This window comes from Pseudomonas sp. DR48 (assembly GCF_019823085.1).
Classification (GTDB): Bacteria; Pseudomonadota; Gammaproteobacteria; order Pseudomonadales; family Pseudomonadaceae; genus Aquipseudomonas.
The window spans coordinates 1,618,749-1,642,854 of record NZ_CP081946.1; the positions used below are offsets into that span (position 1 = coordinate 1,618,749).

At 59.9% G+C, this 24,106-nt stretch carries 21 protein-coding genes and 1 pseudogene; 9 read left to right on the plus strand and 13 right to left on the minus strand.

Annotation, left to right across the window (positions count from 1 at the left end):
- Positions 1 to 920 precede the first annotated feature (920 nt).
- Positions 921 to 1,328, minus strand: coding sequence for a flagellar basal body-associated protein FliL (locus tag K5K95_RS07465; RefSeq protein ID WP_046032257.1), 408 nt, complete (start codon positions 1,326 to 1,328; stop codon positions 921 to 923).
- A 150-nt stretch (positions 1,329 to 1,478) separates the two neighbouring features.
- On the opposite strand from K5K95_RS07465, the gene K5K95_RS07470 reads away from it, so the two are divergent.
- Positions 1,479 to 2,456, plus strand: coding sequence for an NADPH:quinone oxidoreductase family protein (locus K5K95_RS07470; RefSeq protein WP_222588936.1), 978 nt, complete (start codon positions 1,479 to 1,481; stop codon positions 2,454 to 2,456).
- Positions 2,457 to 2,553: 97 nt separating this feature from the next.
- Here K5K95_RS07470 and K5K95_RS07475 read toward each other — a convergent pair whose 3' ends face one another.
- From K5K95_RS07475 to K5K95_RS07505, 7 genes and pseudogenes are all read right to left on the minus strand, one after another.
- Entirely contained in the window at positions 2,554 to 3,222 is a 669-nt protein-coding gene (locus K5K95_RS07475) for a gamma-glutamylcyclotransferase (RefSeq protein WP_222588937.1), read from the minus strand.
- A gap of 246 nt (positions 3,223 to 3,468) precedes the next feature.
- A complete protein-coding gene (locus K5K95_RS07480; protein ID WP_222588938.1) occupies positions 3,469 to 4,437 on the minus strand; it encodes a CDP-6-deoxy-delta-3,4-glucoseen reductase in 969 nt (322 codons plus the stop codon).
- The gene (gene ubiD / locus K5K95_RS07485) at positions 4,437 to 5,903 is read right to left on the minus strand and encodes a 4-hydroxy-3-polyprenylbenzoate decarboxylase (protein WP_222588939.1); all 1,467 of its coding nucleotides are present in this window, start codon (positions 5,901 to 5,903) and stop codon (positions 4,437 to 4,439) included. Before ubiD ends, K5K95_RS07480 begins: the two co-directional genes overlap by 1 nt.
- A gap of 69 nt (positions 5,904 to 5,972) precedes the next feature.
- Positions 5,973 to 6,155, minus strand: a pseudogene (locus K5K95_RS07490) (hypothetical protein); the annotation flags it as partial.
- Positions 6,156 to 6,206: 51 nt separating this feature from the next.
- Positions 6,207 to 7,466 carry a transcription termination factor Rho gene (gene rho, locus K5K95_RS07495; protein ID WP_007942421.1) on the minus strand — a complete coding sequence of 420 codons (1,260 nt, stop codon included), beginning with the start codon at positions 7,464 to 7,466 and terminating at the stop codon, positions 6,207 to 6,209.
- Positions 7,467 to 7,716: 250 nt separating this feature from the next.
- The gene (gene trxA / locus K5K95_RS07500; protein ID WP_003206727.1) at positions 7,717 to 8,046 is read right to left on the minus strand and encodes a thioredoxin TrxA; all 330 of its coding nucleotides are present in this window, start codon (positions 8,044 to 8,046) and stop codon (positions 7,717 to 7,719) included.
- A 120-nt stretch (positions 8,047 to 8,166) separates the two neighbouring features.
- Positions 8,167 to 8,874: a FadR/GntR family transcriptional regulator gene (locus tag K5K95_RS07505; RefSeq protein ID WP_222588940.1), complete on the minus strand. Its 708-nt coding sequence runs from the start codon at positions 8,872 to 8,874 to the stop codon at positions 8,167 to 8,169.
- A gap of 256 nt (positions 8,875 to 9,130) precedes the next feature.
- On the opposite strand from K5K95_RS07505, the gene K5K95_RS07510 reads away from it, so the two are divergent.
- From K5K95_RS07510 to ppx, 5 genes are all read left to right on the plus strand, one after another.
- The gene (locus tag K5K95_RS07510) at positions 9,131 to 9,916 is read left to right on the plus strand and encodes a transporter substrate-binding domain-containing protein (RefSeq protein WP_222588941.1); all 786 of its coding nucleotides are present in this window, start codon (positions 9,131 to 9,133) and stop codon (positions 9,914 to 9,916) included.
- Between the two features lie 21 nt (positions 9,917 to 9,937).
- Positions 9,938 to 10,606: an amino acid ABC transporter permease gene (locus K5K95_RS07515; protein WP_222588942.1), complete on the plus strand. Its 669-nt coding sequence runs from the start codon at positions 9,938 to 9,940 to the stop codon at positions 10,604 to 10,606.
- Positions 10,603 to 11,253, plus strand: a complete 651-nt coding sequence (locus tag K5K95_RS07520) for an amino acid ABC transporter permease (RefSeq protein ID WP_222588943.1) — start codon at positions 10,603 to 10,605, stop codon at positions 11,251 to 11,253. The genes K5K95_RS07515 and K5K95_RS07520 overlap by 4 nt, the downstream gene beginning before the upstream one ends.
- A complete protein-coding gene (locus tag K5K95_RS07525; RefSeq protein ID WP_090178234.1) occupies positions 11,240 to 11,977 on the plus strand; it encodes an amino acid ABC transporter ATP-binding protein in 738 nt (245 codons plus the stop codon). The genes K5K95_RS07520 and K5K95_RS07525 overlap by 14 nt, the downstream gene beginning before the upstream one ends.
- 217 nt (positions 11,978 to 12,194) lie before the next feature.
- Entirely contained in the window at positions 12,195 to 13,697 is a 1,503-nt protein-coding gene (ppx, locus tag K5K95_RS07530) for an exopolyphosphatase (protein ID WP_222588944.1), read from the plus strand.
- Positions 13,698 to 13,871: 174 nt separating this feature from the next.
- Here ppx and ppk1 read toward each other — a convergent pair whose 3' ends face one another.
- On the minus strand, positions 13,872 to 16,100 hold the full coding sequence (ppk1, locus tag K5K95_RS07535) for a polyphosphate kinase 1 (RefSeq protein WP_222588945.1): 2,229 nt from the start codon (positions 16,098 to 16,100) through the stop codon (positions 13,872 to 13,874).
- Positions 16,101 to 16,118: 18 nt separating this feature from the next.
- Positions 16,119 to 17,132: a porphobilinogen synthase gene (gene hemB / locus K5K95_RS07540; RefSeq protein WP_222588946.1), complete on the minus strand. Its 1,014-nt coding sequence runs from the start codon at positions 17,130 to 17,132 to the stop codon at positions 16,119 to 16,121.
- Positions 17,133 to 17,337: 205 nt separating this feature from the next.
- On the opposite strand from hemB, the gene K5K95_RS07545 reads away from it, so the two are divergent.
- Positions 17,338 to 17,961, plus strand: a complete 624-nt coding sequence (locus tag K5K95_RS07545; protein WP_222588947.1) for a DedA family protein — start codon at positions 17,338 to 17,340, stop codon at positions 17,959 to 17,961.
- Here K5K95_RS07545 and K5K95_RS07550 read toward each other — a convergent pair.
- A complete protein-coding gene (locus tag K5K95_RS07550; protein WP_222588948.1) occupies positions 17,942 to 19,177 on the minus strand; it encodes a sterol desaturase family protein in 1,236 nt (411 codons plus the stop codon). The genes K5K95_RS07545 and K5K95_RS07550 overlap by 20 nt on opposite strands.
- A gap of 115 nt (positions 19,178 to 19,292) precedes the next feature.
- On the opposite strand from K5K95_RS07550, the gene elbB reads away from it, so the two are divergent.
- On the plus strand, positions 19,293 to 19,961 hold the full coding sequence (gene elbB / locus K5K95_RS07555; RefSeq protein ID WP_222588949.1) for an isoprenoid biosynthesis glyoxalase ElbB: 669 nt from the start codon (positions 19,293 to 19,295) through the stop codon (positions 19,959 to 19,961).
- 115 nt (positions 19,962 to 20,076) lie between these two features.
- Here elbB and K5K95_RS07560 read toward each other — a convergent pair whose 3' ends face one another.
- Together K5K95_RS07560 and K5K95_RS07565 are read right to left on the minus strand one after the other, a co-directional pair.
- Entirely contained in the window at positions 20,077 to 20,532 is a 456-nt protein-coding gene (locus K5K95_RS07560; RefSeq protein ID WP_222588950.1) for a YaiI/YqxD family protein, read from the minus strand.
- Between the two features lie 107 nt (positions 20,533 to 20,639).
- The gene (locus K5K95_RS07565) at positions 20,640 to 22,538 is read right to left on the minus strand and encodes an FTR1 family protein (protein ID WP_222588951.1); all 1,899 of its coding nucleotides are present in this window, start codon (positions 22,536 to 22,538) and stop codon (positions 20,640 to 20,642) included.
- 166 nt (positions 22,539 to 22,704) lie between these two features.
- Between K5K95_RS07565 and K5K95_RS07570 the strand changes: the two genes are divergently transcribed.
- Complete coding sequence (locus K5K95_RS07570) at positions 22,705 to 24,102, plus strand: COG3014 family protein (RefSeq protein ID WP_222588952.1); 1,398 nt, start codon at positions 22,705 to 22,707, stop codon at positions 24,100 to 24,102.
- The last annotated feature ends 4 nt before the right edge of the window (positions 24,103 to 24,106 follow it).

Here is a 24,106-nt window from a genome sequence, read left to right on the forward strand (position 1 = left end):
GGTTGAGGGTGGGTACATATCCGTTTTTGGCGTAACGGCGGCTATTGGTTCCGCCCTGACGGCGGGTTACTTGGAAGAGCGCCAAGTAACCAAGCGCTTGCGCCCCTGACGTACGGTGCCTCGCTTAGGCTCGGCATTCCCTCACTCCGGTCCTGCTCCGTGGGCCCGCCGCCATCGGCCATCCATGGCCGGGGGCGGCTAACCCGGCATCCATGCCGGGTTGCCCACTACGCAGAACCTGCGTTCGGCCTCCCGACGGAGCAGATCAAGATCAAGATCAAAAGCGCAAGGCGAGCTAACGCTCGGCCTGATGAGTGGTGAGGAGCAAAAGCTCTGCGCCGGCCTGCTCTGCTTTATGTGGGAGTGAGCCTGCTCGCGATGCTGTTGATCGTTCCCACGCTCCGCGTGGGAATGCCGCCGGGGACGCTCTGCGTTCCGCTGTCGACACCAGGCTTGAGTCTTGCGCAAGGGTGACGCGGAGCGTCACGGGATGCATTCCCACGCAGAGCGTGGGAACGATCAGGGTCAGGATCACGACGCGCAAGCGTTGAAGAACCAGGTCGGCCCGCAGGCCGCCTCGCTTTGGCTTTGGCGGTGCACGCCCCCTCGTGAGGCCGAGTGGAGGTTCTGCGCAGTGGGCACCGCGGCAGGGATGCCGCGGTAGCCGCCCCCGGCCATGGATGGCCGATGGCGGCGGGCCCACGGAGCAGGACCGGAGCGAGGGCATGCCGAGCCTTAGCGAGGCACCGAACGTCAGGGGCAAGAGCGCTTGGTTACTTGGCGCTTCTCCAAGTGACCCGCCGTCAGGGCGGAACCCTAAGCCGCCGTTACCGCAGAAACGGATATGCCCCCAATCCCAATCCCAATCCCAAACCCCAAAACCATCTTAAGTGACCAGCACTACTCGCAAACGGGGGTGCTTACTGAATGATCAGATTGTTGAACAGCAAATCCTCAACCACCGGCTTACCCGTTTCATCGTTCATCACTTGCTGAGTCTGCTTCAGGGCTTCCTGACGCAGCTTCTCCTTGGCCTCAACGTTGTTCATCGTCTCGGTAGTCTGCTGTGCGAACAACGCGACCAACTGATTGCGAATCAACGGCTCGTTGGCCTTCACCGCTTTGGTGGCATCCTCACCGGTCACGCGCAACGCCACGTCGGCCTTGTAGACCTTAAGCTTCGGCGTACCGTCCAACCCGTAATTGCCCACGAACGGCGGGCTCAAGGTGATGTAATTGACCTTCGGAGCTTCACCTTCTTTGGCTTCTTCGGCCATCGCTGCCACAGGCAGAGACAGGGCCAGCAACAACATGATCCACGCTTTCACAATTCGCTCCTTATCCGGTTTGCGGCCTAGCATAACGACCCGCCGCTCAAGCACAAGCTTATGGCTGACTATCAGGGTCGGGCATGCTCGTTGACCCATCGACTCACACACCTACACTTATCGGCCATCACTCCCAAAGGAATAGCCCTGATGAAAGCCGTGCTGTGCAAAGCCTTCGGCCCTGCCGAATCGCTGGTGCTGGAAGAGGTCGCCAGCCCTGTCGCGAAGAAGAACGAAATCCTGCTGGACGTGCACGCCGCCGGGGTGAATTTCCCGGACACGCTGATCATTGAGGGCAAATACCAGTTCAAGCCGCCCTTCCCGTTCTCGCCGGGTGGCGAGGCGGCGGGCGTGGTCAGTGCGGTGGGTGAAAAGGTCAGCCACCTCAAGGTCGGTGACCGGGTCATGGCCCTGACCGGTTGGGGCAGCTTCGCCGAACAGGTCGCGGTGCCAGGCTACAACGTCCTGCCGATTCCACCGTCGATGGACTTCAACACCGCCGCCGCCTTCAGCATGACCTACGGCACGTCGATGCACGCGCTCAAGCAACGCGCCAACCTGCAACCGGGCGAAACCCTGCTGGTGCTCGGTGCTTCCGGCGGTGTCGGCCTGGCCGCGGTGGAAATCGGCAAGGCCATGGGCGCCCGCGTGATCGCCGCCGCCAGCAGCGCCGAGAAACTGGCCGTGGCCAAGGCTGCCGGCGCCGATGAACTGATCAACTACAGCGAAACCAGCCTCAAGGACGAAATCAAACGCCTGACCGACGGCCAAGGCGCCGATGTTATTTACGATCCGGTCGGCGGCGATCTGTTTGACCAGGCCGTGCGCGCCATCGCCTGGAACGGCCGCCTGCTGGTGGTCGGCTTCGCCAGCGGCCGGATCCCGGAATTCCCGGTGAATCTGGCGCTGCTCAAGGGTGCCGCCGTGGTCGGTGTGTTCTGGGGCTCGTTTGCCCAGCGCCAGCCGCAGGACAACGCGGCCAACTTCCAGCAACTGTTTGACTGGTTTGCCGAAGGCAAGTTGAAGCCGTTGGTGTCTCAGGTGTATCCGCTGAGCAATGCGGCACAGGCGATCAATGATCTTGGCCAGCGCAAGGCGGTCGGCAAAGTGGTGGTTCAGGTTCGTTGAGCAAAAAAAAAAAGCGGTCTGGTTGGTCCAGGCCGCTTTTTTATTTTCCGGGGTCAGAGCAACCCGGGAATTTCCAACGGTAGCAGAACGTCGCCAGTCAGACTCGCGAAGCGATCGCCTGATCGGCTTTTGACTTGCAGCGCTTGAGCCGCGCCTCCAGATTCCGGTCTGGCATGGCGTGGCTACGCAGGGCGTTGGCGGTCTGCTCGACATAATCGCGAGTGGTGCCGTAACGCCCGCAAGCATTTTCGAACACATGACTCAGCACGTGATCCGGCAAGTTGCCGGCATAGCTGGGCAGGTGTCGTTCCAATACAAACCCCAACGCCTGAACCTGGCTTCCATCTTCGAGACGGCAGTTGAGCCAGTGTGGGCGATAGGACGGGAATGGCATTTCGCGTTGCCACAAGGCATAGAGCGACGCTTCAAGTTGTTCTTCAGGCAAGCGATAAGCGAAGCCGCTGCAGGAACCACCCCGATCCAGACCAAACACCAGCCCTGGCACTTCGGGGGTGCCGCGATGTTCGTGGGACCACAGGTACAAACCGCGATGGTAGCCATGCACTCGGCCGCGGACACGTTCAACCGCCGGGCATTCGGGACGCCAGATCAGCGAACCATAAGCAAACAGCCAGACCGGCCCGCCCTTGTGGCGCGCCATGGTCGATTGCATCGAGCTGAGCAATTGTTCGTGCGTAAGCTGCGGCCCCAGATCGAGCCGCGGAGGGTAAGCCGGATTCAAAAACCCAGATTCAATGGCACTCATGGCGAATAGCGTTCAGCTCCCCGCGAATAAAGAATTACTTAATAGAACGCACCGCTGTAACAATAAGGCACATATGTTTTAAGGCAATTTAAGTGCCATGCACTGTTTTTGAATAATTACCTGAACGAGTTATAACCTACCGGCATTTATATAAATCTATAAATACCGATCGGCTATATGGAGAGTTATAACGATTTAAAATCGCGGATCAGATCGCGGATCCACATCGAGGATCAAGATCGAGGATCAAGATCGTGGCGCATATGCAAAAACGTCTGCGCGCATCTGGTGAGCATCCATCCCGGCTTCAACTAGCGCATCCAGCGTCCCATAGACCATGGCCGGTGAGCCACTGGCGTAGACATGCAAGGCTTTCAGGTCCGTAAAGTCTTCACACACCGCCTCATGCAGCATCCCGCAGCGCCCCTGCCAGCCGCACTGATCGCTGACAACTTTATGCAGGAACAGGTTGGGCAGCTTCAGCCACTCATCCCAATGTTCGATGGCATAAAAGTCTTCAGGTCGACGCACGCCCCAATACAGATGGACGGGGTGCTTGAAGCCGGTGGCGCGACAGTGCTCGATCAGGCTGTGGATCTGTCCCATGCCAGTGCCGGCGGCGATCAGCACCAGCGGACCGTCGGGCAATTCCGCCAGGTGGGTGTCGCCGAACGGCATCTCGATGCGCACCATCGGATTGCGCCGAAGTTGCTCGATCAGATTCAGCGCACTGCTTTCGCGCGCCAGCACATGGATTTCCAGGTCGCGCCCCGAGTGCGGTGCCGAGGCCAGGGAGAAGGCGGATTTCTCGCCGTTCTCGCGCTCGATCATCAAATACTGACCGGCGTGATAGCGTGGCGGCTTGCCGGCCGGCGCTCGCAGGTGCACGCGAAAGGTATCTCCGCCGACGTCCCTGCATTCAATGACCTGACACGACAAGCTGCGCACCGGCAGTTCTCCCAGCGCAAGCACGCCATCCCACAGCACGATGCAGTCTTCCAGCGGCTCTGCTATGCAAGTGTAGAACTCGCCATGATCGCGCACACCGCCGGCCTGTTCGACCCGCCCTTCCACCAGCAAGGCCGCGCACACATGGCAATTGCCGTTGCGGCAGCTTTGCGGGCATTCATAGCCCAGGCGCCGCGCGCCATCGAGAATCCGCTCGCCGGGCAATATCTCAAGCACTGCTCCGGAGGGCTGCAAGGTTACACGCATCAATCTATTCCTAACTGATTCCAGATGGCATCGATCCGTTGGGTCACGGCTTCGTCCTTGACGATGACCCGGCCCCACTCGCGAGTGGTTTCGCCCGGCCATTTATGCGTGGCATCGAGCCCCATCTTCGACCCCAGGCCGGAGACCGGCGAGGCGAAGTCGAGGTAGTCGATCGGCGTGTTGTCGATCATCACCGTGTCGCGCTTGGGGTCCATGCGCGTAGTGATGGCCCAGACCACGTCGTTCCAGTCTCGCGCGTTAATGTCGTCGTCTGTGACGATAACGAACTTGGTGTACATGAACTGTCGCAAAAACGACCAGACACCGAGCATTACCCGCTTGGCGTGACCCGGATACGACTTCTTCATGGTCACGATGGCCATGCGGTAGGAGCAGCCTTCGGGCGGCAGGTAGAAGTCGGTGATTTCGGGGAACTGTTTCTGAAGGATCGGCACGAACACTTCGTTCAGCGCCACACCCAGAATCGCCGGCTCATCCGGCGGACGGCCAGTGTAGGTGCTGTGATAAATCGGTTTGATCCGGTGGGTGATGCGCTCGACGGTGAACACCGGGAAGCTGTCGACTTCATTGTAGTAACCGGTGTGATCGCCGTAAGGACCTTCATCAGCCATCTCGCCCGGATGGATCACGCCTTCCAGGATGATCTCGGCGGTGGCCGGCACTTGCAGGTCGTTGCCGCGGCACTTCACCAGTTCGGTGCGGTTGCCGCGCAGCAGACCGGCGAATGCATATTCGGAGAGGCTGTCCGGCACCGGCGTCACGGCGCCAAGAATGGTCGCAGGGTCAGCACCCAGTGCCACGGACACCGGAAATGGCTGGCCGGGATGCTTTTCGCACCACTCACGGTAATCCAGCGCGCCGCCACGGTGGCTCAGCCAGCGCATGATCACCTTGTTGCGACCAATCACTTGCTGGCGATAAATGCCGAGATTCTGGCGATCCTTGTTCGGACCTTTGGTGACGGTCAGGCCCCAAGTGATCAGCGGACCGACGTCGCCTGGCCAGCAGGTCTGCACCGGCAGCATCGCGAGGTCGACGTCGTCGCCTTCGATCACCACTTCCTGGCACACCGCGTCTTTGACGACTTTCGGCGCCATGGCGATGATCTTGCGGAAGATCGGCAATTTGGACCAGGCATCCTTCAAGCCCTTCGGTGGCTCGGGCTCTTTGAGGAACGCCAGCAACTTGCCGATTTCGCGCAGCTCGCTGACCGCCTCGGCGCCCATGCCCATGGCCACCCGCTCGGGGGTGCCGAACAGGTTGCCGAGGACCGGGATGTCGTACCCGGTCGGGTTTTCGAACAGCAGCGCCGGGCCTTTTGCCCGTAACGTGCGATCACAGACTTCGGTCATCTCCAGCACTGGAGAGACGGGGATCTTGATGCGTTTCAACTCTCCGCGCTGCTCAAGCTGCTGCACGAAATCCCGAAGGTCCTTGAATTTCATTGACGATGGCACCCCTAAAATAGGCGTACATCCTACCTGCTCTGCCGCCCGCTGGCAGCTTATCGCTGCTTACTTGGCCGCATTCACGTTGCCGTTGCTCAGAGCTGCCAGGGTTTGCAAGCGCTTGAACAGGGGCTCAAGCACCGGCGCGATGAAGCGGGCACCGACCTCAGACAGCTGATTGTCATCGGTATACAGCGAGTGAACATCGAGCTCGACGCGGCAAAGTCCTGCGTCATCAAATGTTTCAGGCAAAAAAAATGGCGCCCCGAAGGGCGCCATTCCTGACGGCTGAAAACCGTCTTACTTGCGTTTCATCGACAAGAAGAACTCGTCGTTGGTCTTGGTCGTCTTCAGCTTGTCGACCAGGAACTCGATGGCAGCGATTTCGTCCATCGGGTGCAGCAGCTTGCGCAGGATCCACATACGCTGCAACTCGTCGTCGGCGGTCAGCAACTCTTCGCGGCGGGTGCCGGAACGGTTGATGTTGATGGCCGGGAAGACGCGTTTTTCAGCGATACGACGATCCAGAGGCAGTTCCATGTTGCCGGTGCCTTTGAATTCTTCGTAGATCACTTCATCCATCTTCGAGCCGGTTTCAACCAGCGCGGTGGCGATGATGGTCAGCGAGCCGCCTTCTTCGATGTTCCGTGCAGCGCCGAAGAAACGTTTCGGTTTCTCCAGCGCGTGAGCATCGACACCACCGGTGAGCACTTTGCCGGAGCTCGGGATCACGGTGTTGTAGGCGCGGGCCAGACGGGTGATGGAGTCGAGCAGGATCACCACGTCTTTCTTGTGTTCGACCAGGCGCTTGGCCTTCTCGATCACCATTTCGGCAACCTGCACGTGGCGGGTTGGCGGTTCGTCGAACGTCGAGGCAACCACTTCGCCGCGCACGGTGCGCTGCATTTCGGTTACTTCTTCCGGACGCTCATCGATCAGCAACACGATCAGATGAACTTCAGGGTTGTTACGTGCGATGTTCGCCGCGATGTTCTGCAGCATGATCGTCTTGCCCGCTTTGGGCGGTGCAACGATCAGACCGCGCTGGCCTTTGCCGATCGGGGCGCACAGGTCGATGACACGACCGGTCAAGTCTTCGGTCGAACCGTTGCCGGCTTCCATCTTCATGCGAACGGTCGGGAACAGCGGGGTCAGGTTCTCGAAGAGAATCTTGTTTTTCGCGTTCTCGGGACGATCGTAGTTGATCGTGTCGACCTTGAGCAGTGCGAAATAACGCTCGCCTTCCTTTGGAGGGCGGATCTTGCCAACGATGGTGTCACCGGTGCGCAAGTTGAAACGGCGGATCTGGCTCGGCGAGACGTAAATATCGTCTGGGCCGGCGAGATAGGAAGCGTCAGCGGAGCGCAGGAAGCCGAAGCCGTCCTGGAGAATCTCCAGCACGCCATCACCGGAGATTTCCTCGCCGCTTTTCGCGTGCTTTTTGAGCAGGGAGAAAATCACGTCCTGCTTGCGCGAACGGGCCATATTTTCTATGCCCATCTGTTCGGCCAATTCGAGCAGTTCGGTAATCGGCTTTTGCTTGAGTTCAGTCAGATTCATATAGGAATGACGTAATCATTTATGGAGGGGGGGAAATTAAGCTTTTGGCTTAATGAGGCCGCGCCGCAGAGAAGGCGACAGGATCGCGTACTTATTCGAAAAGGAGTGCGTCGGCGACGGCTAGCAGGGGGCAATGGAGAAACCAGTGCGGGGCCGAATGTACCACCTGAGTTTCAGAGCGTCTAGCCCTGAATAACGAAAAGGCCCCGCAATGTGCGGGGCCTTTTTTTCGGACACTTTACAACGACGCTTAGATGTTGGCGTCGAGGAAAGCAGCCAGTTGCGACTTCGACAGTGCGCCGACCTTGGTCGCTTCAACGTTGCCGTTCTTGAACAGCATCAGGGTCGGGATGCCACGTACGCCATGCTTGGCCGGGGTTTCCTGGTTTTCATCGATGTTCAGCTTGGCAACGGTCAGCTTGCCTTTGTAGGTTTCAGCAATTTCGTCCAGAACAGGAGCGATCATTTTGCAAGGGCCGCACCATTCAGCCCAGTAGTCGACCAGTACAGCGCCTTCGGCCTTGAGTACGTCGGCCTCGAAGCTAGCGTCGCTAACGTGTTTGATAAGATCGCTGCTCATGGAAGTCTCCAGGTTGTAAGCAAAAAAACGTGGCCCATCATAGCCGCCCTTCCCTCGTTCAGGAAGGTGCAGATGATTGAGTCTCGCTATGGTGGCGCATGAGTTTGGGTATAGCTCAAGTCAGGAGGTGGCGGGAGCGACGAAGGCAATTCCTGTGCGCAGTGCTGCGTTGCGCACATGCTCATGCATGGCCTTCTGCGCCGCGGAGGACGAGCGCCGAGCCAGCGCACGAAGGATTTTGCGGTGCTCCTGCCAGGTTTCCAGGGCTCTTTCGGCCCGGATGAACGGTAGCTTCTGGCTCTCCAGAAAGATCTCGGCGCTGGCCGTCAGGATGCTCAGCATCGCCTGATTACCGCTGGCGAGCAGGATCCGCCGGTGGAATTCGAAGTCCAATCGCGCTGCCGCCTCGAAATCGCCGGCCTTCAAATCGTTGCGCATGGCAGCCACGTTGTCTTCGAGCGCATCAAGCTCCTGCGTACTCAGGGTCCCGGCGGCCAAACCGGCGGCGAAACCCTCCAGGGCATAGCGCAGCTGGAAGATATCCAGCGGCGAGGCCTGGGCCGCGAACGGCCAGCTCAACGCGGCTTCTGACCGTGACAGGTCCACCGGCGACTGCACGAACACGCCTTTACCGGGCTGAATGCTGATCACGCCCAAGGCACTCAATGACGACAGCGCCTCGCGCAACGACGCACGGCTGACCCCCAACTGCACCGCCAGGTCCCGCTGCGAGGGCAAGGCATCGCCTGGCCCAAAACCCTGCTCGGTGATGAGTTTGCGGATGGCTTGCAGCGCCACTTCAGGTACGGCTCGTGAGATCGAGTTCATGTTTTTTCAGACGGACCAGGCGAATGTGCCGCTAGTTTTAAAGCTATTCGCGACGCCCGGCAAGTCGTGCCCCATGGGGGTTCGAAGGTTCAGGCCGATGCGCCATCGGGGTGCGAATCGCGGCGCAACTGTTCAGACCAGTAAGACCGAACCAACCCAGCAAAACCGTGGCCTGCAACCCCCAAAACCGATTCTTGGCATGGCCCGTGCTCTGTCGATCCGCAGAAATTACTTCTCGCCGATCCGGAGATTTGCCATGACCCTGCGTTACAGCGCCCTCCTCGCCTCCCTGTTTGCCAGCCTGATGCTGAGCCAGGTGCCCGCCCATGCCGACGGACTGGAGGACGTGGTCAAACGCGGCGTCCTCAAGGTGGCCGTGCCACAGGACTTCCCGCCATTCGGCTCGGTTGGCCCCGACATGAAACCGCGCGGCCTCGATATCGACACCGCCAAGCTGCTGGCCGACCAACTCAAGGTCAAACTCGAACTGACCCCAGTCAACAGCACCAACCGCATCCCGTTCCTGACCACCGGCAAGGTCGACCTGGTGATTTCAAGCCTCGGTAAAAACCCGGAGCGCGAGAAAGTCATCGACTTCTCAAGTGCCTACGCGCCGTTCTACCTCGCCGTATTCGGCCCGCCAGACGCCGACATCAAAAGCCTCGACGACCTCAAGGGCAAGACCATCAGCGTCACCCGTGGCGCCATCGAAGACATCGAACTGACCAAAGTCGCCCCCGAAGGCGTGACCATCAAGCGCTTCGAAGACAATAACTCGACCATCGCCGCGTACCTCGCCGGGCAAGTCGACCTGATCGCCAGCGGCAACGTGGTGATGGTCGCGATCAGCGAAAAAAGTCCGAAGCGTGTGCCTGCGTTGAAAGTGAAGCTCAAGGATTCGCCGGTCTATGTCGGCGTGAACAAGAACGAGCCGGCGCTGCTGGGCAAGGTCAACCAGATCCTCGCGACCGCCAAGTCTGACGGTGCGCTGGAGAAAAACTCCCGAACCTGGCTCAAAGAGCCGCTGCCGGCCGATCTCTGATCGTCGCTCGGGAGATTTGATATGGCCTATCAGTTCGACTTCATACCGGTGGTGCAAAACACCGACCTGCTGCTGCGCGGTGCGCTGTTCACCCTTGAGTTGACGGCCATCGGCGCGGTGCTGGGCGTAGGGCTGGGCATCGTCGGGGCGTTGGTGCGGGCGTGGAACATTCGCCCGTTCTCGGTGATTTTCGGGATTTACGTCGAGTTGATCCGCAACACGCCGTTTCTGGTGCAGTTGTTTTTCATCTTCTTCGGCTTGCCGTCGCTGGGCCTGCAGATTTCAGAATGGCAGGCGGCGGTGCTGGCGATGGTGATCAACCTGGGGGCTTATTCAACCGAGATCATTCGCGCGGGCATTCAGGCGATTCCCCGTGGACAGCTCGAAGCTGCTGCCGCGCTGGCGATGACCCGCTTCGAAGCCTTTCGCCACGTGATCTTGCTGCCGGCGCTGGGCAAGGTCTGGCCGGCGCTGAGCAGCCAGATCATCATCGTCATGCTCGGCTCGGCGGTCTGTTCGCAGATCGCCACCGAAGAACTGAGCTTCGCCGCCAACTTCATTCAATCGCGCAACTTCCGCGCGTTTGAAACCTACGCCCTGACCACGCTGCTTTATCTGTGCATGGCCTTGCTGATCCGCCAACTGCTGAACTGGATCGGCCGGCGCTACATCGCAAGGAGCAGCCAATGAGCGATTTCACCTTCTGGGACGTCGTGCGCAACCTGCTCACCGGCCTGCAATGGACGCTGGCACTGTCGCTGGTGGCGTTTATTGGCGGCGGCTTGATCGGTTTGCTGATCATGGTCATGCGCATTTCGAAAAAGTCCCTGCCACGCAACGTCGCCCGCACCTACATCGAACTGTTTCAGGGCACGCCGTTGTTGATGCAGCTGTTTCTGGTGTTCTTCGGTGTGGCCCTGGCCGGCGTGGAGATTTCACCGTGGATGGCGGCGGCGCTGGCCCTGACGCTGTTTACCAGTGCTTACCTGGCGGAGATCTGGCGCGGCTGCGTCGAGTCGATTCCCAACGGCCAATGGGAAGCCTCGTCGAGCCTGGCGCTCAACCCGCTGGAGCAATTGCGCTACGTGATCCTGCCGCAAGCCCTGCGCGTGGCCGTGGCGCCGACGGTGGGATTTTCGGTGCAAGTGGTCAAAGGCACCGCCGTGACCTCGATCATCGGCTTCACAGAACTGACCAAGACCGGCGGCATGCTCGCCAACGCGACTTTCGAACCGTTCATGGTCTACGGCCTCGTGGCCCTTGGCTATTTCCTGCTCTGCTACCCCTTGTCCCTCAGCGCGCGCTACCTGGAAAGGAGACTGCATGCCTCTGCTTAGAATTTCGGCCCTGCATAAATATTACGGCGACCACCATGTGCTCAAAGGCATCGACCTGAGCGTCGAGGAAGGCCAGGTCGTGGCGATCATCGGCCGTAGCGGCTCGGGCAAATCGACGTTATTGCGCACGCTCAATGGCCTGGAGTCGATCAACGATGGCGTGATTGAAGTCGACGGTGAATACCTGGATGCCGCTCGCGCCGACCTGCGCAGCTTGCGGCAGAAAGTCGGGATGGTGTTTCAGCAGTTCAACCTGTTCCCGCACCTGACCGTGGGCGAGAACGTCATGCTCGCGCCGCAAGTGGTGCAGAAAGTGCCTAAAGCCAAAGCGGCCGTGCTGGCCCGGGAGATGCTGGAGCGGGTCGGGCTGGGGGAGAAGTTTGACGCTTTCCCGGATCGGCTGTCAGGTGGACAGCAGCAGCGAGTGGCGATTGCCCGGGCCCTGGCGATGTCGCCAAAAGTGTTGCTGTGCGACGAGATCACCTCGGCGCTGGACCCGGAACTGGTCAACGAGGTGCTCAGCGTGGTTCGCCAACTGGCCAGGGAGGGGATGACATTGATTATGGTCACCCATGAGATGCGTTTTGCCCGCGAGGTTGGGGATAAGTTGGTGTTCATGCATCAGGGCAAGGTGCACGAGGTGGGGGATCCAAAGGTGTTGTTCGCCAATCCGCAGACGGCGGAGCTGGCGAACTTCATCGGAACGGTTGAGGCGGCGGTCTGAAGGGCGCCATCGCGAGCAAGCCCGCTCCCACATTGGTTCTGTGTCGTACGCGAGATGGATGACTGCACAGAAAACCTGTGGGAGCGAGCCTGCTCGCGATTGGCCACCCAGCGGTCACCGGTATGACTGCGCTGGATCAAGGCATTGAACGCTACGCGTTGGCGCCAGCGTTTGATCGTGGCACGATGTCGAGGTAATCGACCGAGACCCCCTGATCATGCCGCAATCCCAAGCCAAGAATCTGTCCCTGATCGCCGCGATCGACCTGGGCTCCAACAGCTTTCACATGGTCGTGGCCAAGGCCCAGAATGGCGAAATCCGTATTCTCGAACGTCTCGGGGAGAAGGTTCAGCTGGCCGCCGGCATCGACGAAGAGCGTCAGCTCAGCGAAGAATCCATGCAACGCGGGCTCGATTGCCTCAAGCGTTTTGCCCAACTGATCAACGGTATGCCTCCAGGCGCCGTGCGGATCGTCGGCACCAACGCCCTGCGTGAAGCCCGTAACCGTAACGAATTCATCCGCCGCGCCGAAGAAATCCTCGGTCACCCGGTGGAAGTCATCTCCGGCCGTGAAGAAGCGCGCCTGATCTACCTCGGCGTGTCCCACACCCTTGCCGACACCCCGGGCAAACGCCTGGTCGCCGACATCGGCGGCGGCAGTACCGAGTTCATCATCGGCCAGCGCTTCGAACCGCTGCTGCGTGAAAGCCTGCAAATGGGCTGCGTCAGTTATACCCAGCGTTATTTCAAGGACGGCAAGATCACCCCGGCCCGTTACGCCCAGGCGTACACCGCGGCGCGGCTGGAGATCATGAGCATCGAGCACGCCCTGCACCGCCTGACCTGGGATGAAGCCATCGGCTCCTCGGGCACCATTCGCGCCATTGGCCTGGCGCTGAAGGCCGGCGGCCACGGTGCCGGCGAGGTCAATGCCGAAGGCCTGGCCTGGCTCAAGCGCAAACTGTTCAAACTCGGCGACGTCGAGAAGATCGACTTTGAAGGCATCAAGCCCGACCGTCGGGCGATTTTCCCCGCTGGTCTGGCGATTCTCGAAGCGATCTTCGACGCCCTCGAGCTGCAACGCATGGACCACTGTGAAGGCGCCCTGCGCGAAGGCGTGCTCTACGACCTGCTAGGCCGTCATCATCACGAAGACGTCCGTGAGCGCACGCTCAGCTCCTTGATGGAGCGTTATCACGTCGATCTGGAACAAGCGGCACGCGTTGAGCGCAAAGCGCTGCATGCCTTTGATCAGGTCGCCGAAGACTGGGATCTGGACGACGGCGTCTGGCGTGAATTGCTGGGCTGGGCGGCCAAGGTGCATGAAGTGGGCCTGGACATCGCCCACTATCAGTACCACAAGCACGGCGCCTACTTGATCGAGCACTCGGACCTGGCCGGGTTCTCCCGCGAAGACCAGTTGATGCTCGCGCTACTGGTACGGGGCCACCGTCGCAATATTCCCAAGGACAAGTTTGCCGAGTTCGGCGATGAAGGCATCAAGCTGATTCGCCTGTGCGTGCTGCTGCGCTTTGCGATCCTGTTCCATCACATCCGCGGCACCCAGGAAATGCCTCAGGTGATGCTGCAAGCCAACGGCGAGAACCTCGATGTGCTGTTCCCGGAAAACTGGCTGGACGAAAACCAGCTGACCCAGGCCGACTTCGCCCTGGAAGCGGAATGGCTGACCCGCGTAGGGTTCATCCTGAACGTTCGCTAAAAACGTTCGCTGAAATAAAAAAAGGCCTTCTTCGGAAGGCCTTTTTTGTGTCCAGCAAACACCATAAACCTCATGTGAGAGCGGGCTTGCCCGCGAAAGCGGTGTGTCAGGCAACAACGATATTGACTGAAACGACGCCTTCGCGAGCAAGCCCGCTCCCACAGGTTTTATGCGTTAACGCACGGCCAGGATCGGGCTGCCCAGACGCTCCAGCAATGTCGCCTGCGCACTGCGCGGGTTCTGGTTGCCGGTCGGTGTGTTGCGGATGTAACGACCGTCAGCCTGCAAGCTCCAGCTGTGGGTGTTGTCGGTCAGGTAAAGCTCCAGCTCCTTCTTGACCCGCATGATCAATTTCTTGCCTTCCACCGGGAAGCAAGTCTCGACGCGCTTGTCGAGGTTGCGCTCCATCCAGTCGGCGCTGGAGAGGAACATCTGTTCTTCACCGCCATTGAGGAAGTAGAAGACCCGGGTGTGCTCCAGGAAACGACCGATGATCGAGCGTACGTGGATGTTGTGCGAGACCCCGGCGATGCCCGGACGCAGGCAGCACATGCCGCGCACCACCAGATCGATACGCACCCCGGACTGGCTGGCCTTGTACAACGCGCGGATGATCTTAGGATCGGTCAGCGAGTTGAACTTGGCGATGATGTGCGCCGGTTTGCCGTCGAGGGCGAACTGGGTTTCGCGGGCAATCATGTCGAGCATGCCCTTCTTCAGCGTGAACGGCGCGTGCAACAGCTTCTTCATGCGCAGGGTTTTGCCCATGCCGATCAGCTGGCTGAACAGTTTGCCGACGTCCTCGCACAAGGCGTCATCGGACGTCAGCAGGCTGTAGTCGGTGTACAGACGGGCGTTGGCCGCGTGGTAGTTGCCAGTCCCCAAGTGGGCGTAGCGCACGATTTCGCCAGCCTCGCGACGCAGGATCAGCATCATCTTGGCGTGAGTCTTGAAGCCGACCACACCGTAAATCACCACCGCACCGGCCGCTTGCAGACGGCTGGCCAGTTGCAGGTTGGACTCTTCATCGAACCGTGCGCGCAATTCAATCACCGCGGTGACTTCCTTGCCGTTGCGCGCCGCATCCACCAACGCATCAACGATTTCCGAGTTGGCACCGGAACGGTAAAGGGTTTGACGGACCGCCAACACATGCGGGTCCTTGGCAGCCTGACGCAGCAGGTCGACCACCGGGGTAAACGACTCGAACGGGTGCAGCAGCAGAATGTCCTGCTTGCTGATCACGCTGAAAATGTTCTCGCTGTTTTGCAGCAGTTTCGGGATCTGCGGCGTGAACGGCATGTATTGCAGCGCGCGCTGGCTGTCCAGGCCGGTAATGCTGAACAGCCGGGTCAGGTTGACCGGACCGTTGACCTGATACAGCTCGGTTTCGTGCAGGTTGAACTGCTTGAGCAAGTAGTCGGAAAGTTGTTTCGGGCACGTGTCGGCCACTTCCAGGCGCACCGCATCACCGTAGCGACGGGAGAACAACTCACCGCGCAGCGCGCGGGCCAGGTCTTCGACATCTTCGGTGTCGACCGCGAGATCGGCGTTTCGGGTCAGGCGGAACTGGTAGCAGCCCTTGACCTTCATGCCCTGGAACAGGTCATCGGCGTGCGCGTGGATCATTGACGACAGGAACACATAGTTGTCGCCAGCCCCGCCCACTTCTTCCGGCAGTTTGATAATACGCGGCAACAGGCGCGGTGCCGGAATGATCGCCAGCCCGGAATCGCGACCAAAGGCGTCGATACCTTCGAGCTCGACGATGAAGTTCAGGCTCTTGTTCACCAGCAACGGGAACGGGTGCGTCGGGTCGAGGCCGATCGGGGTGATGATCGGAGCGATCTCGTCGCGGAAATAGCGGCGCACCCAGGTTTTGATCTTGGTGTTCCAGTGACGACGACGGATGAAGCGGACCTGATGTTTTTCCAGTTCAGGCAACAGGATGTCGTTGAGGATCGCGTATTGGCGGTCGACGTGACCATGTACCAGCTCGCTGATGCGGGCCAGGGCCTGATGCGGTTGCAGGCCATCGGCGCCCGCCTGTTCACGGGCGAAGGTGATCTGCTTCTTCAGGCCGGCCACGCGAATTTCGAAGAACTCGTCCAGGTTGCTGGAGAAGATCAGCAAAAACTTCAGCCGTTCCAGCAAGGGATAGGACTCGTCCAGCGCCTGTTCCAGCACGCGGATATTGAACTGCAGTTGCGACAGCTCGCGGTGGATATACAGGCTACTGTCATCCAGACCGGGAATGGCAATCGCCGGGGCCGCCGCTGCGGCTGCGCCATCGGCCACCACCACGACGGGAGCTGGTTCCAGCTCCGGCGGGGTCTCGGTGATTTGCTCCACCAGGGGTTGAGCGTCTTTTACGGCAACTTCAGTGAGTCCTTCGGTATTCATGGAATGTTCCTGTGAGGGCTATTTTTGCTCTCGTAACAATTGAGCGGCACGCACGGCAAAGTAAGTCAGGATGCCATCAGCCCCTGCTCGTTTAAAAGCGGTCAGGGATTCGAGGATAACCCCTTCACTCAACCAGCCATTCTGTATCGCCGCCATGTGCATGGCGTATTCACCGCTGACCTGATAAACAAAGGTCGGCACTTTAAATTCTTCTTTGACCCGGTAAAGGATATCCAGGTACGGCATGCCAGGCTTGACCATGACCATGTCCGCGCCTTCTGACAAGTCCGCAGCCACTTCATGCAGGGCTTCATTGCTGTTGGCCGGGTCCATCTGATAAGACGCCTTGTTGGCCTTGCCCAGGTTCAGCGCCGAACCCACCGCATCGCGGAACGGGCCGTAATAGGCGCTGGCGTACTTGGCCGAGTAAGCCATGATCCGCACGTTAACGTGATCGGCCAGCTCCAGCGCTTCGCGAATCGCCTGGATGCGACCGTCCATCATGTCCGATGGGGCCACCACCTGAGCACCGGCTTCGGCATGGGACAAGGCCTGCTTGACCAGTGCGTCGACGGTGATGTCGTTCTGCACGTAGCCTTCCTCGTCGAGAATGCCGTCCTGACCGTGGGTGGTGAACGGATCCAGAGCGACGTCAGTGATCACACCGAGCTCAGGGAACTGCGCACGCAAGGCGCGAGTGGCGCGCTGGGCGATACCGTCGGGGTTCCAGGCTTCAGCGGCGTCCAGGGACTTGAGTTCCGGCGGCGTCACCGGGAACAGGGCCAGCGCGGGAATCCCCAGCTCGACCCACTTGGCTGCTTCTTCAAGCAACAGATCAATGGTCAGGCGTTCGACGCCCGGCATCGACGCTACCGCTTCGCGACGGTTTTCACCGTCCAGCACAAATACCGGCAGGATCAGGTCATCGACGGTCAACACGTTTTCACGAACCAGTCGACGCGAAAAATCATCACGACGGTTGCGGCGCAGGCGGGTTGCAGGAAACAAACGGTTGGCGGGGGTAAAGCTCACGGCAGACTCCTGAGCCCGCTGGGGGCGAGCGTGACAGTTATAAGCGACCATTATGACCGTCGTATTACAGTTATGTGCACCCCTGTGGCAGGTAGTCGCATTCCATTGTCCTTGTAGGAAATGTTCACGTCGAGACACATTTGGACACTTTCATGAATGTGCACGAAGGGTTAGGCTGCGCGTTCATTTCGCCAGCATCCAGACAATGCTCCAACAATTTCTTCAGGAATTCGGCTACTTCGCCCTTTTTCTCGGTACGTTCTTCGAAGGCGAAACCATTCTGGTTCTCGCAGGCTTCCTCGCGTTCCGCGGATACATGGACATCCAGATCGTCACGATTGTGGCGTTCTGTGGCAGTTATGCCGGTGATCAGCTGTGGTATTTCCTCGGGCGTAAGCACGGCCGCAAATTGCTCGCGCGCAAACCGCGCTGGCAATTGATGGGTGACCGCGCGCTGGAACATATTCGTAAACACCCGGACATCTGGGTGCTGAGCTTCCGCTTCGTCTATGGCCTGCGTACGGTGATGCCGGTGGCCATCGGCCTGTCGGGTTATCCGCCAGGACGTTATTTGCTGCTCAACGGGATTGGTGCTGCAGTCTGGGCCGCCGCGCTGGCTGCTGCGGCCTATCACTTCGGCGCGGTGCTTGAAGGCATGCTGGGCAGCGTCAAGAAGTACGAGCTGTGGGTGCTCGGTGCCCTGCTCCTGCTGGGGCTGTGCCTGTGGCTGCGCCGACGCTTCAAGAATGCCCGCCTGGCGAAGAAGATCTACGCCGACGAGCAGGCTAAACTGGCCAAGGCCGCCGAGACTAAGACGCCAGTCGAGTGAAGCGGTTTCTGCAACAGTAGAGACCGATCCCGCTGAGCAGGCTGTAACTGAGCAAGCCGACCCAACCCACCGCGCTGGCCGGCCACAACCCGACCAGCGGCGCCAGCCACACCAGCGGCACGTTCGATGCCAGCCGCAGCAGTTCCAGCTTCAGCGCATGCGGGCGATTCTCCAGGGCCATGCCCAAGGTAAACAGACCCAGCGCCACGGCACTCCAGCCGAGCACCAGCGCCGCGGTCGGCAAACTCGGTTCCAGATTCATCAGGTAGCTGCCCAGCGCGATGTAGACACAGAACTGCACCGCCACGTACAGCTGCTGACGCCCGTCCACTGGCACCTCGAATTTACGGAACTGGCTCAAGTCCGGCTTGCTCATCGGGTACCTGGCCGCCACATCCGCCGGCCGCCAACCGGTGCGCATGAACCAGATCCGCACCTTGTCCCATTTGCTTTCGGCCCGCCGCGCATCGTCCCAGAGCTGCGCGTAAAACTGCACGTTGGCCCACAACGGATTCCAGCTCGCCAGGGGCGTGGTCACGCCGAAGATGACCGGTTCGTTTTCATCCTCTTCCTGGAACGAGCCAAATAGGCGGTCCCAAATAATGAACACCCCGCCGTAGTTGCGATCCATGTAGAGAGCGTTCTGCGCATGGTGGGCCCGATGATTGGACGGCGTCACGAAGAACCACTCGAACCAGCCAAGCTTGGGAATGTGCCGCGTATGCACCCAGAACTGATACCGCAGGTTCAACGCCGCAACGCTGACAAACACCAGCAGCGGCACCCCGACCACCGCCATCGGCAAGTAGAAAATCCAACTCAACAGGAAACCGGTACTGGTCTGGCGCAAGGCTGTGGAGAGGTTGTAGTCCTCGCTCTGGTGATGCACCGAGTGCGCGGCCCAGAGGATGTTGCGCTCATGGCCCATGCGGTGCAGCCAGTAGTAACAGAAGTCATAGAGAACAAAGGCAAACACCCAGACCCAGACGCTGTCGGCAGAGAGTTCGAACAGCGCCAGATGCTTGAGGGCAAAAGCGTAGGTGACCAGGCCGACACCCTTGGTCAGCAGGCCGGTGGTGGTCGACAACACGCCGGTGCTGATGCTGTTGATCGCGTCCGCCACCCGATAGTTGCTCACCCCGCGCCAACGATCAGCGAGCAGCTCGACGGCAATCAACACAAAGAAGAACGGCACCGCATACAGAATGAAGTCCATGACGCGCCCTGATCGGAATCTTGAGGACAGATGCTAGGTGTAGCCGCGAATTAACCCTATGGCAACGAGTGACAAATTAGTGGACATTTAACGCCATGAATCTGGAGAAAAACCCATGAGCAAAAAAGTTGCAGTGATCCTTTCCGGCTGTGGCGTGTACGACGGCGCCGAGATCCACGAAAGCGTGATTACCTTGCTGCGCCTGGACCAGCGCGGCGCTCAGGTGCAGTGCTTTGCCCCCAATATCTCGCAGTTGCATGTGATCAATCACCTGACCGGCGACGAAATGCCCGAGTCGCGTAATGTGCTGGTGGAGTCGGCGCGGATTGCCCGGGGCAACATCAAGGATATTCGTGAGGCCAACGTCGAAGACTTCGACGCGCTGATCGTGCCTGGCGGTTTTGGCGCGGCCAAGAACCTGTCGAACTTCGCCATCGAAGGCGCTGGCTGCACGGTGCAGCCGGATGTCCTGGCCTTGACCGAAGCGTTCGCCGAAGCGGGGAAACCGGTCGGCCTGATCTGCATCTCGCCAGCGCTGGCGGCCAAGATCTATGGGCCGGGCGTGACCTGCACCATCGGCAATGACGCCGATACCGCCGCCGCCATGAACAAGATGGGCGCGACCCACGCTGATTGCGCGGTGACCGACATTGTTGAAGACAAGGCACGCAAACTGGTCAGCACCCCGGCGTATATGCTGGCGCAATCGATCAGCGAAGCGGCGTCGGGGATCAACAAACTGATCGACCGCGTCCTTGAACTGACCCACGAGAATGATGTGTAACACGGACTAAGTGGGAGCGGGCTTGCTCGCGAATGCGGTGCGTCATTCAGCATTGATGTCGACTGATACACCGCATTCGCGAGCAAGCCCGCTCCCACAGGGCTCTTTGCAAGGCTCAGGTTTTGCGTGTGAGCCGTGTCAGGATCCGGTCCAGCGCATTGGCGAACGCTTGCTTCTCCCGTTCGCCAAACGGCGCTGGCCCGCCACTCATTTGACCTTGTTCACGCAAATCGGTGAACAGGTTGCGCACCGCTAGCCGGTCGCCCATGTTTTGCGCATCGAACTCCTTGCCTCGCGGGTCCAGCGCTGCGACGCCCTTCTTCACCAGCCGATCCGCCAGCGGTACATCGCTGCAAATCACCAGTTCACCCGGCACCGCGTGCTCCACCAGATAATCGTCCGCTGCATCCGGGCCACTCGGCACCACGATCAGCTTGACCAGGGCCAGGCCCGGCTTGATCTGCGGCTGTCCCGCCACCAGCACCACTTCGAACTGACGCTTGAGCGCAAACTTCACCACCAGATCCTTGGCCGCCCGTGGACAGGCGTCTGCATCGATCCAGACACGCATTGTGTTTTCCTCTTTTGAAAAGCATCGCGGGCAAGCCCGCTCCCGCAAGGTTAACGCTAAACCTGTGGGAGCGGGCTTGCCCGCGAATATGAGCGCAGCGAATGCTCTTAAGAAGCAGGCACCCGCCGCTTCTCCGCCATCCAGCTACGCCCATACAACACGATGATCGCAATGATCGCCACCGCCTGAGCACTCAGCGAGTACGCATCCGCGTGGATCCCCAGCCAATCGAAGTCGAAGAACGCCACCGGCCGAGTGCCAAAGATGCCGGCTTCCTGCAATGCCTTCACGCCATGTCCGGCAAACACCACCGACAATGCACAGAGCAAACCGGCGTTGATGCTGAAGAACAACGCCAGCGGCAACTTCGCCGAACCCCGCAAGATCACCCAGGCCAGGCCGACCAGCAGCACCAGCGCCGTCGCACCACCGGCGAGCACCGCGTTATGCCCCGCAGGCCCAGCCTGCAACCACAAGGTCTCGTAGAACAAAATCACTTCGAACAACTCGCGATACACCGAGAAGAACGCCAGCGTCGCAAACCCGAAACGTCCGCCACCGCCCACCAGACTGCTCTTGATGTAATCCTGCCAGGCCGCCGCGTGGCGACGGTCGTGCATCCACACGCCGAGCCAGAGCACCATGACGGCGGCAAACAACGCTGTCGCACCTTCCAGCAATTCCCGTTGCGATCCGCTGACATCGATCGCATAGGCCGCCACCGCCCAGGTCCCCAGGCCCGCCAACAGCGCCAGGCCCCAACCGATGTTGACACTGCGCACCGCCGATTGCTGGCCGGTATTGCGCAGGAATGCGAGGATCGCCGCCAGCACCAGAATCGCTTCCAGCCCTTCACGCAGCAGAATCAGCAAGCCGGAGATATAGCTCAGGGACCAGCTCAAGCCATCACTGCCCAACAAACCCGCCGACTGCTTCAACTTGGCCTTGGCCGCGTCCAGACGCAGCTGCGCCTCGGCCGCCGGCAAACCGTCCTGCAACGACTGACGGTAAGCCATCAGCGATTTCTCGGTGTCCTTGCGCACGTTGGCATCGACGTTGTCCAACGAGCTTTCAACCAGCTCGAAGCCCTCCAGATACGCCGCTACCGACAGGTCATAGGCTTGATCGTGATCGCCGGCACGGTAGGCGGCGATGCTCTTGTCCAACGTGGCGGCGGTGTAATCGAGCAATTGTGCCGGGCCACGCTTGACCTGCGCCGGTTGTGCGCGCTGTGCACGGAAGGTCGCCGCAGCTTGTGGGCCGTCAGCGGCCAGCACTTCGGCCGGGGTCTGACGGGCCAGGTCGGCAATGTTGTAGGTTTTTTCGGCTTTGGTTACGGCCGGGGCGGCACTGAAGCTGGCAATGTAGGTCGCCAGGTCCCAGCGCTGCCGATCATCCAGCTGATCGGCGAAGGCGGGCATGTCGGTGCCTTCGACGCCCATCCCCAAGGTGTTGTAGATCGCATACAAGCTCAGGCGATCCAGTCGCGAGGCATCACGCAGATTGGCCGGTGGCGGCGTCAGGCCGACACCGGCCGGGCCATCACCGCCCCCCGTATCACCATGACAAACCGAACAATGCTGGGCGTACAGTGGCGCACCCCGTGTCGGATCCGGGGTAATGATCGGCGCCTGGCTGACTTCATAAGCCACGGCCAGTTTCGCACCGAGCTGGCGGGCCTGGCGGGCGACGTCCGCACCGTCCTGACGCGCAGAAATGGCGTTACGCAGCGTGCTGATGCCCTGCTCCAGCCCGTCTTTTTCCGGCTTGGCCGGCATCGCGGCGATCAAGCCTTGCAACACTTTGATGAATTCCAGCTGCTCGCGGTATTCACCCTCATCAATGACCTTGCCCGCTTGCACCGTGTCCGGGTAATCCGCACCGATGTAATCGAGCAAATGCAGCGCTTGCGGCGCGCCTTCTACGGTGTCGGCCAGCAGATTGAAGCTGCACAAGGCAAACAGCGGAAACACCAGCCAGGCCAGAAATCGGGACGGGGCAGTCATGAATGAATCTCAATTGGAAATACGAAGTAATACATTGTTCACTCCCAATGTCATTCACTCAAGCTTTGTCTGCGGCCGCCGCTGAAGTGCAGGAACAAAGTGCCATCATCCAAGTCTATAATTTGCCGCCTCATGGCGGCTTATTTTCAAGGAAGACACACCGCAAATGGCCACCCGCCTGCGCTTCATGTTTGTACTCAGTGCGTGCCTGCTACTGAGTGGCTGTCCTACCATGCGTGACTACAACGCCGAACTGAACGAGACCCTCGATTATTTCAAGGCCGGTCAGCTCGACGATGCGGTTGCCGTACTCGACCGCAACAACCCCACTCCTCCGGGCGACCTGCTTTATCACTTCGAAAAAGGCGAATTGCTGCGCCTCAGCGGTAATTTCCCCGACAGTTATCAACATTGGGACTACGCCGACCGGTTGATCGAAGGGTGGGACAATTCGCCCATGTTCGTCCCCTTCAAAAAATTCACCGAGTTCAACAGTTACAGCGCCAACGACAAGGTGCGCTTATACGATGGCTACGATTTCGAGAGAGTCGCCCTGACCACGCAAATGGCCCTGATGCTGCTCTCCGGCTCCGAAACGGAACTGGCGCGCGTCATGATCAAGAAAACCCACGAGCGCGAAGCAACCATTGCCGACAAACGTGACAAGCAATATCTGGAACTGGAAACCCAGGCGAAAGAGCAAGGGGTCGCGATGAAATTCCAGGACCTTCAGGGCTACCCGGTAGCGACCCTCGATGCCCCAGAAGTGATCGCACTGAAAAACAGCTACCAGAGTGCGTTCAGCCATTACCTCGCCGGTTTCATCTATGAAACGCTGGACGAGAAAGACCTCGCCGCGCCGGGCTATCGCCAAGCCATTGAACTGCGCCCCGATACGCCGCTGCTCGAACAATCATTGCGTAACCTGGCCAAATCCCCGCTGAAGGCGGGTGAAAGTGATGTCCTGCTGATTGTGCAAACCGGGCTGGCGCCGGCTCGCAGTTCGGTGCGCGTGCCAATTTCGGTAGATGTCGAGGGTGAAACCTACATCACTAACATGTCGTTCCCGATCATCGTCCCCGACACCTCCACGCCCCCCGTGGACTTCGTTATGGTGGACGGCAAAAAACACAGGCTGACGCTGCTCAACAGCTTCGGCGACATGTCACGGCGCACCTTGCGTGACGACATGCCGGGCATTATTCAACGCACGCTCCATCGCGCCCGGTCCAATGTCGAATACCTGGCTTATCTGAAAAAACACAGGCCCGAGAAGCTTGAGGAAACACTCCTGCTGCAGACGCAACGTGAGGATGCCGACACCCGCGTCTGGCGCACACTGCCGGACAAGACGCTGGTCGCCCGCCTGCGACTCAAGAAAGGCGTGCATCAACTGACCGTGCCCAATGCGCCGGACGCAACACCGGTCAGCTTCAAGGTGGAACAGACACATCAAGCCTTCAGCTTGCGCGCGGTGGGTCGCCGCAGATTCGCCGCTGATGTTGCCTTGCAACTCGCCCCCCTTCCCGCACCGCAGGCTGCAGCCAGCCCTGCCCGCCCCTGAACGG